This is a genomic window from Mycobacterium gordonae (assembly GCF_017086405.1).
In the GTDB taxonomy this organism is placed as follows: Bacteria; Actinomycetota; Actinomycetes; order Mycobacteriales; family Mycobacteriaceae; genus Mycobacterium; species Mycobacterium gordonae_D.
In genome coordinates this window covers 596,150-607,701 of the sequence record NZ_CP070973.1, presented here as the reverse complement: position 1 = coordinate 607,701, position 11,552 = coordinate 596,150, and the positions used below count along the sequence as shown (strand labels likewise).

Genomic DNA, 11,552 nt, shown 5'->3' with positions numbered 1-11,552 from the left:
GTGCGGTCGCCAACGACGCCGGCTCGGCCGAACACCAGCGCGGTCGAGCGCGTCGACGGCGGACCTCAGCGCCCTACTGGAATGGCCGGGCGGAGGTGGGGGAAAAGATCAAACACCGGCCCCCGCTACGGGCGCATCTCGTACGCGCCGTTGAGCGGCAGCACGAATTCCTTCCACACCGTGTCGTAGCGCGCCGGGTCGTTGGCCGGCCGGCGGATCATCCGTAGCGCGAACTTGGCCTGCTCGTCGGTGGTGGCGACCTTGTCGTGCAGTTCGACGGCGTAGCTGTTGAAGTCGCGGACCAGCAGACCGAAGATCTCGTCGAGCAGCGCCTCGTCGACGCCGGACAGCGGGGCCTCCTCCAGGATCAGCTGGGCGTAGGGCACCAGCGCGAAGATCTGGCCCAAGCCGAAGGCGAAGTCGATGTCCTTCTGCTGCGCGGCATCGGGAGTGGCGCCGGCCAGCATCTCGGCCAGCACGTCGACCTGCTGACGCAGCAGCGCGACGTTAGGCAGGTGACCGTAGCTGTCGAACGGCGTCCGCCAGTCGTGGAACCGCACCTTGCCCAGGCCACCGGTGGGCCCCTGGTTGAACAGGAACGTGTCGTCGGCGTCGTCGTCGCGGCGCCCGATCAGCGGCAGTGCCGCGTCGGAGGCGAACAGGAAGTTGGGCATGAACTTGGCCAGCAGCCCGATGTTGATGTGGACGGTGCCCTCCAGCCGGGGCAGCATGCCGATCTCCTGGGCGACGGTTTCGAAGAACATGTCCTTCTCCACGCCCTTGGCCGCGATGACGTCGAACAACGCGGTGATCACGCGCTCGCCCTCGCTGGTGACCTTAGCCTTGGTCAGCGGGCTGTACAGCAGGTAGCGGCGATCGTCGGCGGATGCGCTGCGCATGTAGTCCGACGCCCGGGTGCACACCAGTCGCATGGCGACCAGGCGCGCGTAGGAGTCGGTGAGCAGCCGGCGGACATGGCTGAAGTCGGTGACGACGGTGCCGTACAGGTGGCGGTTGGTGGCGTGCGTGATCGCCTCGTAGAAGGCGTGGGTGCACATGCCGACCGAGCCCCAGCCCAGGTTGTACTTGCAGACGTTCACCGTGTTCAGAGCGGCGTGGAAGGCGCCCATGCCGCGGTGCAGCAGGTCGGCCTCGGTGACCGGGTAGTCGTGCAGGGCGTAGTTCGCCACGTAGTTCTGCGAGTTGACGACGTTCTTCTTGCACTCGTACCGCTCGTCCTGGGAGTCCGCGGCGAAGAAGACATACTCCGGGGAGCCCGAACCGTCGTCGATGCGGCCGAACGTGGAGGTCATCCGGGCGACGTTGGCGTTGCCGATGTAGTACTTCTCGCCGTTGGCGACCCACCCGTGTTCGGACGGGGTCAGCACCATGTCGGTCTGGTAAACGTCGGCGCCGTGCGCCTTCTCGGACAGGCCGAACGCGAACACCTCGCCCTGTTCCAGCTGGGCGGCGGCCTTGCGTTTGGCGTCCTCGTTGTCGCTCATCCAGATCGGCCCCAGACCCAGCGCGGTGACCTGGAAGGGGTACCAGTAGCTCAGCCCGTAGAAACCGACGATCTCGGCGAACTCACTGATGCGGTAGGTGTCCCAGCGGCAGGCCAGATCCGGGTCCGAGGCGCCGTACTCGGCGGGCGTCAGCAGCGAGGCGAAGATCCGGTTCTCCGCGATGTGGTTGAGGAAGTCGGTGTACCAGACGCGCTCATGCGCGTCGTGCTTGAGCTTCGCCTTGCCCCGGTTCTCGAAGAACTCCACCGTGGCCTGCATGATCTCTCCCGACCGGGCATCCGGATACTTGCGTTGCAGTTTGTTGGGATTGAGCAGCATGAGGGTGGCTCCAGAGCGATTTCGGATTCGACGACGGGTAGACCGTACTGCAATACCCGCGGCAGCCGGAACTACGGCGGCATCGGTAGGTCTTAAAAATGCCCCAGCGGCGACCTAGCATCAATGACGTGTCAGAACTTAATACCGCCCGGGGAACCCTCGATACCGCAGATCTCGGCGTCACGCTCATGCACGAGCACGTGTTCATCATGACCACCGAGATCGCGCTGAACTACCCCGAAGCCTGGGGGGACGAGGAGAAGCGGGTGGCCGACGCCGTCGCCCGCCTCAACGAACTGAAGTCCCGCGGCGTCGACACCATCGTCGACCTGACCGTCATCGGATTGGGCCGATACATACCGCGCATCGCCCGGGTAGCGGCCGCTACCGACCTGAATATCGTTGTGGCGACCGGGCTTTACACCTACAACGACATTCCGTTCCGGTTCCACTACGAGGGACCCGGCGGCATGCTCGACGGCCCGGAGATCATGACCGACATGTTCGTCCGGGACATCGAGCAGGGCATCGCCGACACCGGGATCAAGGCCGGCATCCTCAAGTGCGCGACCGACGAACCAGGGATCACCCCGGGCGTCGAGCGGGTGCTGCGCGCCGTCGCCCAGGCCCACAAGCGCACCGGGGTGCCGATCTCCACGCACACCCACGCCGGGCTGCGCCGCGGGCTCGAGCAGCAGCGCATCTTCGAAGAAGAAGGCGTGGACCTGACCCGGGTGATCATCGGACACTCCGGCGACAGCACCGACGTCGGCTACCTCGAAGAGCTGATCTCCGCCGGCTCCTACCTGGGGATGGACCGATTCGGTATCGACGTGATCCTGCCCTTCGAGGAGCGCGTTCAGATCGTGGCCACCATGTGCGAGCGCGGCCACGCCGACAAGATGGTGCTCTCCCACGACGCCAACTGCTACTTCGACGCGTTACCCGAGGCGCTGGTGCCGCAGATGGCGCCCAACTGGCACTACCTGCACATCCACAACGACGTGATCCCCGCGCTCAGGCAACGCGGCGTCACCGACGAGCAGATCCACACCATGCTCGTGGCGAACCCGCGCAAGATCTTCGATCGGCAGGGCGCCTATCAGTGACGGTCCCGCCGATCGGAATCCAGATTTCGCAGCTGGCCGCGCTCGCCCCGGACGAGCCGGCAGTCAGCTGTGACGGGCACACCATCACCCGCGCCGAGCTCGACCTGTCCACCAACCGGCTGGCCCGCGCGTACGCGCAGCGCGGTGTCGGGGTCGGCGACTACGTGACCATCGTGCTGCCCAACTCCGTGGAATGGATACAAGCGGCGGTGGCCTGCTGGAAGCTGGGGGCGGTGCCACAGCCCTTGTCACCCCGGCTGCCGCAGGCCGAGTTCGACGGATTGCTGGGGTTGCGCCGGCCGGCATTGCTGGTAGGCCGAGATCACACCGAAATACCAAGCGTGCCAGCCGGTTTCGTCCCAGATACCTCGGCCGCCGCGCTACCCGAGGCGGTGTCGCCGTGCTGGAAGTCGATGGCGTCGGGCGGCAGCACCGGGCGGCCCAAACTCATCGAAGCTGGCGGGGACAGTCGGGTTCCGCCGGCCATCGGCTATCCGCTGGGCATGCAGGAGGGCGACACCACGTTGGTGCCGGTGCCGCTGACCCACAACACCGGGTTCACCACCGCCCTGATCGCGTTGCTCATGCGCCAGCACCTGGTGTTGATGAGCCGGTTCGATCCGCAGGAGTTCCTCCGGGTGATCGAGCGACACCGAGTCACCTTCCTGGTGACGGTGCCGACGATCATGCAGCGCTTGCTGCCGGTCTACCGGGCCGGTTCCTACGACCTGTCTTCGCTGCGCCGGTTGTGGCACCTGGCCGCGCCGTGCCCACCCACAGTCAAGCAGGCCTGGATCAGCCTACTGGGACCCGAGAAGGTCTGGGAACTCTACGGCGGCACCGAATTACAGGCCCTGACGTTCATCTCCGGGGACCAGTGGCTGACCCACCCGGGCTCGGTCGGGCAGGTGGTGAGCGGCGAGATGAAAGTGCTCGACGACGACGGCAACGAGTGCCCACCCGGGGTGGTCGGCGAGATCTACATGCGCCCCAATCCCGGCAGCGCGCCGACGTACCGCTACATCGGCTCCACCGCAAAGTCGCGCGACGGCTGGGATTCGCTCGGCGATCTCGGCTACTTCGACGCCGACGGGTTCCTGTATTTGTCGGACCGCCGGGTCGACATGTTCACCGTCGGTGGCCGCAACGTCTACCCGGCGGAGATCGAGAACGCTCTGTCCGCTCATCCGGAAGTGTTGTCCTGCTTGGTCGTTGGGATTCCCGATGGCGACCTCGGTCAAGTGCCGTACGCCCTGGTGCACACCGCCGGGCCGGCTCTGGACGCTGCGACCGTGCAGGCGTTTGCCGGTGATCGACTTGCGGCGTACAAGGTGCCCCGTATCGTTGAATTCGTCGATGCCCCACTGCGAGACGATGCCGGCAAGGCGCGTCGCACCGCGGTGCGCGACGCCGTCATTGCGCAACTACAGGTTGGGGGCCCGTGATGGATGCCACCCGGTACTCGGCACTGAGCGACGTCGGGTGCGAACGCTCCGAGAATCAGGACCGCTGGGGCGCGGACCCCGACCAACGCCTGTTCATGGTGGCCGACGGGGTGGGCGGCAGCCGCGACGGCGCCCTGGCCGCCCAGACCATGGTCGACATCCTGCCCCGCTACGTCGCCCATCACCTGCCGTCCGACCAGCGGGAGGCCCCGGATGCACCGGAGCGACTGGGCCGGGCCATCTCCGAACTCTCCGACGACCTGCACACCAAGGCGCAAACCGACTCACGGTACGCGGGCGCCAACAGCACCCTGGTGGCCGTCGTCGTCGTCGGCTCACGCGTCCTGGTTGCCCACCTCGGCGACAGCCGCGCCTACCTGTATCGAGAGGGGCAGCTGACGCAGCTCACCAAGGATCACACGCTGGTGCAATCCCTGGTCGACGCGAATCAGGTGCAGGCCGAGGACGCCGGAAACCTGCGGGTGCGCAACGTGGTGACGCGGTACATGGGGATGAAGCCGCCCGCCCGGGCCGACTCCGGCGCCCATGACCTGTCCGACGGTGACCGGATCCTGTTGTGCAGCGACGGATTACACGGCGTCGTCGATCACGGCACGACGACGCGGATTCTCGGTAAGCACGACGACCCCGGCGAAGTCTGCGCCGCCCTGATCGCGGCGGCGCGCGGCGCCGGCGCTCCGGACAACGTCACCGCGCTGGTGGTCGACGTCTCCGACTCGTAGCCGAAGGTGACCGGCATCCGGCGCTGGACCACCCGACGCCGCGGTGGCCTCGCGGTGTTCGGCTGCTACCTGCTGGCGGCCGTCGGGCTCACCATCGGCGCCTGGAGCGATCCGGGCTCCGGCTGGGCCGGCGGCTGCTGCGACCAGGAGCAGACGATCTGGTACCTGGGCTGGGCGCCCCACGCCCTCGCACACGGCCTCAACCCGTTCTTCACCACCCAGATCGGTGCGCCCGCCGGCGTCAACCTGATGTGGAACACCCCGATGACGCTGCTCGGGCTGCTGGGCTGGCTACCGGCGAAGATCGGCGGCCCTATTTTCGGCTTCAACGTCCTGATGGTCCTTGGCGTCGCCCTGAGCGGGTGGAGCGCATGGCTGGCGATCCGCCGCTGGACCGGCGACGGCCCCGGCCCGATCGCCGGGGGCGCTGTCTATGCCTTCTCGCCGTACGTCGCCTCCCACGCGGCGCTGCACCTCAATCTCGCGACGGCCTGGGTCGCGCCGCTGGTCCTGATCGCCGTCGACGAGTTGCTGGTGACCCGGCGCCGACCGTCGTGGCACGCGGGGGTGGCGCTGGGACTACTGGGCACCGCCCAACTCCTGATCGCGGCCGAGATGTTGGCGACCGGCGTGGTGGCCGCCGGAGTTCTGATCGGTGTCATGGGCTGGCTGAGCCGGGGGCGATGGCGGCAAGCGCTGACCCGGCTCGTCCCGGCGCTCGCGGTCGCCGCACTGGTGTTCCTGGCGCTGTCGGCCTGGCCCCTGTTCGTCCAGTTCTTCGGACCGCAGCGGATCACCAGGCAAGTCCAGGATCCCAAGACCTTCTCGACCGACCTGCTGAACCTCGTCGTCCCGACGCCCTATCAGCTGATCGCCCCGCAGGCGGCCACGCGGGTGTCGCAGGAGTTCAGCGGCCTGTATCACGAGGCGACGGGGTATCTGGGAGTGCCGCTGCTGGTTGTGCTTGTCGTCGTTGGGATTCGGCAACGGGACGACGTGCGCATCCGGGTGGCGGGCGTCACCGGCGCGCTGATCTTCTTACTCTCGCTCGGGCCGTGGCTGCACATCGGTAAGGATGCGCTGCCGGTCCCGCTGCCGTGGCTGCCGCTGGGCTCGCTGCCCCTGCTGAATCACGTGCTGCCCGCGCGTTTCACGCTGTATGTGTGGCTGGCGGTCGCCGTGATGGTCGCGCTCATCGTCACCCGAGCGACCCGGCTCGACCCGCGACGAAAGGCGAAGTGGCTGCTCGCGGTGGGCGCGGCCCTCGCCGTGATCCTGCCCACGCCGCTGCCCCGGATGCCGTTCTACACCCCGGCCTACTTCCGGACCTGGGCGAGCCACCACATCGGGCGCGACGAAACCGTCCTGGTCGCGCCGTACTTCCTCGATCCCGAAGGCAGGGCGGCACCCATGTTGTGGGCGGCCGAGACCGACTACGGGTTGCGGATGCCCGAGGCCTACGCCTACATGCCCCAGCCGGACGGCCGGACCCGACCCGGCCCGCCGGCGACGCGGCTCTTTTCAGTGATGGTGACGATTCAGGAGGGCACTGCGCTGGTGGCGCGCGATGAGATTCGCGCCGAGGTCGAAGCGGACCTGCGGCAGGCGGGGGTGCGCCATGTCATCGTCGGGCCGACGCGGGAGTGGAAAGCGATGATCGCGTTCTTCAGCGATCTCTTCGGTCGCGCGCCCCGGTACGTCGAGGAGATCGCGATCTGGCGCGACGTCGACGTCCACGGCGTGGTGGCCCCGCCACCCTAGGCGGTGTCGCCTCACGGCGCTATGGCGTCCGCCTCGCGGTCCTGCGGCCCGGCCTTGATTTCGCGTTTCTCCCACCGGCGCAACGCTTCCCGGCAGGGCGACTCGACCAGCGCATAGCTCACCGCGGCGATGGCGATCCCGAACAGCAGCGTCAGCACCAGGACCGTCGGCATGTGGCCGTTGAAGGCGAAGATCCCCAGCACCGGAAACACCATGTCCAGAGCGGCCAGATGCCAGATGAACAGGCCGTAGGACCACCGGCCCAGGGTCACCATGAGCGTGCTGCCCAACAGCCGGTGGGGGGTGTCCGGCCGGTCCAGCACCAGCGGCGCCAGCAGCGCGAAGGCCACCACCGCACCCATCGCCGTCTTCACCGAGAACTGCGCGGCGCTGCTGGGCACCAGACCGGCCGGCCCCGCCAGCGGGGAGGCTGCCACCAGGTAGGCCGTCACCGCGATCGCCGCCATCACGATGCGGTGGCGGGCCAGCCGGTGCAGCCGGCCGACGGGACTGTGCACCAACTCGGCCAGCACCATGCCCGCGGCGAACCAGGAGAAGTAGGCCGGCGGCCAATTCAGCGGGTTGGCACCGGGGCCGCCGCCGAGCACTGCCAGCGGCAACCAGCCCCACGCCCAGCTGAGCGCGCCCAGCGAAGCGATGACGGGCAGCCGCACCCGGACCGGGACACGCCGGGCCAGCCAAGCCAGGATGGGCAGCGCCAGATAGAAGGTCACCTCGACCGAAAGGCTCCACATCTGGGTGAGGCCGCCGGTCAGGGTCAGCGGCACATAGATCTGGGTGAGCGTCAGGTTGGCCAGCCATACCGTCGGGCTGGCGTGGTTGGAGTCGGGCAACAGGGTCAGGATCACCACCACCGCCAGCAGGTAGGCCGGCATAATGCGGACCACCCGCGAGCGCAGATAGTGACCGGTGCGCGGGCGGGGCTTGAGATCGCGTTCCGCCGCTGCATGCCCCCGCCACAACAGGAACCCCGACAGCGCGAAGAAAACCGCGACAGCCAGGTCGAACCGCCCGAACAGCCGGCCGTCGACACCGCTGGAGTGCCCGGTCTGGAAGGCGACGTGAGTGACGACCACGCCCACGGCCGCGCAGGCGCGCATGCCCTCCACGGCGGGCAGGAAGCTGCGGGTGCCACCCACCTGCCCGCCGTCAGTCACGACCCCCAGTCTGCCCGTGCGTGTTATCGCCGGCAGCGGGTACGCCGTGGCGGGGCCCGGCCCGTACATTGGCGCCTAGGTTCATGCCTAGGTTCATACAGAGCGGCACGCCATTCTGCTGTTAGGGTCGAACGGGTTTGCCTCGCTGGTTGGTCAGGTCGAAGCGGGTCGAGACCGGTGTGTCCCGGACGAACTCATGGGCCAGAAGGAGGTCACAGCAACGTGAACCGAGCAGTCATGTTGCGCATCGCCGCATGCGGAACTATCGGTCTCGGAGCCGCACTGCTGATCGCCGCGTTGTTGTTGTCGACCTACACCAGCAGCAGGATCGCCAAGATCCCGCTCAACCTGGACGCGACGCTGATCAGTGAGGGCAACGGCACCGCGCTCGACGCCGCCTCCCTGTCCACCGACCGGGTCGTCGTCAACCAGAACGTTCCGTTGGTCTCCCAGCAGCAGATCAGCGTCGAATCGCCCGCCAACGCCGACGTGGTCACCCTGCAGGTCGGATCCTCGGTGCGGCGCAGCGACAAGCAGAAGGACGGCGGGTTGCTGCTGGCCATCGTCGACACCGTCACCATCAACCGCAAGACGGCGATGGCGGTCTCGGACGATTCACACCCGGGCGGCTACGTTCAGAAGCCGCGCGGCGTCGGGGACGAGAACCCGCCGACAGCGATGCCGTTGCGCCACGAGGGTCTGGCCTACCGCTTCCCGTTCAACACCGAGCGCAAGACGTACCCCTACTTCGACCCGGTCGCCCAGAAGCCGTTCGACGCCAACTATGACGGCCAGGAGGACGTCAACGGTTTGAGTACCTACCGGTTCACTCAGAACGTCGGCGTCAACAGCGAGGGCAAGCTGGTGGCTCCGATCACCTATCCGTCGTTGTACGGCGGCAACGAGGACGGCAAGATCACCACCAGCGCGTCGATGTGGGGCGTGCCCGGGGAGCCGAACGAGCAGATCACCATGACCCGCTACTACACCGCCAAACGCACCTTCTGGGTTGACCCGGTGTCCGGCACGATTGTCAAGGAAACCGAGCAGGCCCACCACTACTACGCCCGGGACGCGCTCAAGCCCGAGGTGACGCTGGTCGACTACAAGCTGACCTCCACCCAGGAGACGGTGGAGTCCCAGGTGAACTCCGCGCGCGACGAGCGCGACCGGGTAGCACTGTGGTCGCGGGTGCTGCCGATCACCTTCACCGCGATTGGTCTGATCGCCCTGATCGGCGGCGGGGTGCTCGCCTCGTTCAGCCTGCGCACCGAAAGCGCATTGACCGACCCCAGCCTGGACCGCGACGACACCGACTTCCTGCGCCGCGCCGGGCTCGAACCACCCACACCGGGCGCCGAGGCGGAAACCGAGAAAATACCCACCCAGCGGCCGGATCTGCACGAGGACGATCCGAGTCCACCGGTGTCCGATCCGCCCAAGGATCCACCGGAATCCGCCGAGCCCCCACCGACCGAACGGACCTAGCTCGGCGACGATGCGGGCCAGAATGGCCCGAGGAGGAGCCGGGCGATCCAGCCGAGCGGTGTGGGCCCGGGTGGCTCGGCCGGCGTACGCATTGGCGCTGGCGCTGCTGGTCCTCGCGCCGCTGTTGGCGCCCGGTTATCTGCTGCTGCGCGACGCGGTGTCCACGCCACGGTCCTATCTGTCTGACACCGCCCTGGGCCTGACGGCGGCGCCGCGCGCGACCCCGCAGGACTTCGCAATCGCGCTGGCCTCCGGTGTGCTCGACGGCGGTCTCGTGGTCAAGGCCCTGTTGGTGCTGGGCGTGTGGCTGGCGGGCTGGGGTGCGGCGCGGTTGGTGGCCGCGGCCCTGCCCGAAGCGGGCGCCGGAGGCGAGTTCGTCGCGATCACCCTTGCGATCTGGAATCCCTACGTCGCGGAACGATTGCTGCAGGGTCACTGGAGCCTGCTCGTCGGCTACGGCTGCCTGCCATGGGTGGCGACGGCGATGCTCCGGCTGCGCGCTGCGGGCACCGGGTTCTTCGGGCTGGCCTTCTGGATCGCGCTGGCCGGGCTGACGCCGACCGGCTTGATCATGGCTGCGATGGTGGCGCTGGCGTGCGTGGCCGCTCCGGGCCCGGGCCGGCCCCGCCGGGTGTGCACGGGGACGGCGCTGGGTTTTTCGGTGGTGGGCGCGTTGCCGTGGCTGACAGCTTCGGCATGGGGGCTGCTCGGTTCGTCGTCGAGCGGCGGCAGCGGGGCCGGCGTGGACGCCTTCGCCCCGCGCGCCGAGCCCGGTCTGGGCACCCTGTTCAGCGTGGCCAGTCTGGGCGGGATCTGGAACAGCGAGGCGGTACCCACCTCGCGGACAACGCTTTTCGCGGTGGCGTCGGCTGTCGTGCTGCTGGGGGTGGTGGCTGCCGGATTGCCGTGTGCGGTTCGTGCCCGGGTCGCCGTGCCGCTGCTGGCGCTGGCCGCGGCGGCGGTGGTGCTGCCGGCGGTGCTGGCAACCGGCCCGGGATTGCACGCGTTGCGGGTGGCCGTGGATGCGGCGCCGGGCTTGGGGGTGTTGCGCGACGGACAGAAGTGGGCGGCCCTGGCGGTCCCCGGGTATGCCGTGGCGGGCGGGGGCGCGGTGGTGACCCTACGTCGCTGGTTGCCTTCCGCCGCGGCGGCCGCAGTGTGCTGCCTGGCGCTGGTGTTGGTGTTGCCGGACCTGACCTGGGGAGTGTGGGGCAGGCTCGCACCAGTGCGCTATCCGGCGGGCTGGACGGCGGTGGCGGCGCGGATCAACGCCGAGCCGGGTGCCGTTGCCGTGCTGCCCGCCGGGACGATGCGGCGCTTTGCCTGGTCCGGCCCGGCGCCGGTGCTCGATCCGCTGCCGCGCTGGGTCCATGCCGACGTCCTGAGCACCGGTGATCTGGTCATCTCCGGAGTGACCGTGCCGGGCGAGGGCGATCGCGCACGGACCGTGCAGCAGTTGTTGTTGGCCGGGCCGGAGCCGACGGCGTTGGCCTCGGCCGGGGTGGCGTGGCTGGTGGTCGAATCGGGCAGTCCGGGCGATACAGGCAGCAGCGCACGGACCGTCGCGGGCCTGCCGCCGGCGTACCGCGACGACGAGATCGCGCTCTTCCATATCGGTGGCGGCATCGCCGGGGCGCCGGCGGCGCATCGGTGGCCGGTGCTGGTCGCACATCTGGCCTGGCTGGGGTTGTTACTGGCCGGCGCGGGGGGCACCGCCGCGCGCTGGACTCGGCGAACGCATCGTGGCGGGCCCCGATCGTCGGAAAATCCCGGAGCCTGAACATCTCCGCGGGCCGGTGGTCGACGAGGCGCGCCGGGCATGAACAGCCGCTGCCGCCGGCGCGTTCTTGCCAAATTCATACGAAAAATCATTGATGAAGTCTGTTTCGCTATATACCGTTCCTACAGAGACAGGATGTCCGCCTCACCCGAGATACGAAGACTCACGGCCAGTGTCGCCCCACGCGAGTCTTTCTGTCGGGCA

Annotated in this window: 8 protein-coding genes; 6 read left to right on the top strand and 2 right to left on the bottom strand. The window is 68.4% G+C overall.

Annotation, left to right across the window (positions count from 1 at the left end):
• Positions 1 to 125 precede the first annotated feature (125 nt).
• Positions 126 to 1,844, bottom strand: coding sequence for an acyl-CoA dehydrogenase family protein (locus JX552_RS02660; protein ID WP_205875967.1), 1,719 nt, complete (start codon positions 1,842 to 1,844; stop codon positions 126 to 128).
• 128 nt (positions 1,845 to 1,972) lie between these two features.
• Here JX552_RS02660 and JX552_RS02655 point away from each other — a divergent pair, with 128 nt between their 5' ends.
• The 4 genes from JX552_RS02655 to JX552_RS02640 are packed head-to-tail and all read left to right on the top strand — an operon-like array spanning position 1,973 to position 6,902.
• The gene (locus JX552_RS02655) at positions 1,973 to 2,953 is read left to right on the top strand and encodes a phosphotriesterase family protein (RefSeq protein WP_205875966.1); all 981 of its coding nucleotides are present in this window, start codon (positions 1,973 to 1,975) and stop codon (positions 2,951 to 2,953) included.
• Complete coding sequence (locus JX552_RS02650) at positions 2,950 to 4,398, top strand: AMP-binding protein (protein WP_205875965.1); 1,449 nt, start codon at positions 2,950 to 2,952, stop codon at positions 4,396 to 4,398. The genes JX552_RS02655 and JX552_RS02650 overlap by 4 nt, the downstream gene beginning before the upstream one ends.
• Positions 4,398 to 5,141 carry a PP2C family protein-serine/threonine phosphatase gene (locus JX552_RS02645; protein WP_205875964.1) on the top strand — a complete coding sequence of 248 codons (744 nt, stop codon included), beginning with the start codon at positions 4,398 to 4,400 and terminating at the stop codon, positions 5,139 to 5,141. The genes JX552_RS02650 and JX552_RS02645 overlap by 1 nt, the downstream gene beginning before the upstream one ends.
• 6 nt (positions 5,142 to 5,147) lie before the next feature.
• Positions 5,148 to 6,902 (top strand): DUF6311 domain-containing protein, encoded by a 1,755-nt coding sequence (locus JX552_RS02640; protein WP_205875963.1) that lies wholly within the window; start codon positions 5,148 to 5,150, stop codon positions 6,900 to 6,902.
• A gap of 11 nt (positions 6,903 to 6,913) precedes the next feature.
• Here JX552_RS02640 and JX552_RS02635 read toward each other — a convergent pair whose 3' ends face one another.
• Positions 6,914 to 8,023 carry an acyltransferase family protein gene (locus tag JX552_RS02635; RefSeq protein WP_241011063.1) on the bottom strand — a complete coding sequence of 370 codons (1,110 nt, stop codon included), beginning with the start codon at positions 8,021 to 8,023 and terminating at the stop codon, positions 6,914 to 6,916.
• Between the two features lie 279 nt (positions 8,024 to 8,302).
• Here JX552_RS02635 and pgfA point away from each other — a divergent pair, with 279 nt between their 5' ends.
• Complete coding sequence (gene pgfA, locus JX552_RS02630) at positions 8,303 to 9,568, top strand: cell envelope lipid trafficking protein PgfA (RefSeq protein WP_205875961.1); 1,266 nt, start codon at positions 8,303 to 8,305, stop codon at positions 9,566 to 9,568.
• 22 nt (positions 9,569 to 9,590) lie between these two features.
• The gene (locus JX552_RS02625) at positions 9,591 to 11,348 is read left to right on the top strand and encodes an MmpA family trehalose lipid delivery protein (protein WP_205878174.1); all 1,758 of its coding nucleotides are present in this window, start codon (positions 9,591 to 9,593) and stop codon (positions 11,346 to 11,348) included.
• Positions 11,349 to 11,552 lie beyond the last annotated feature (204 nt).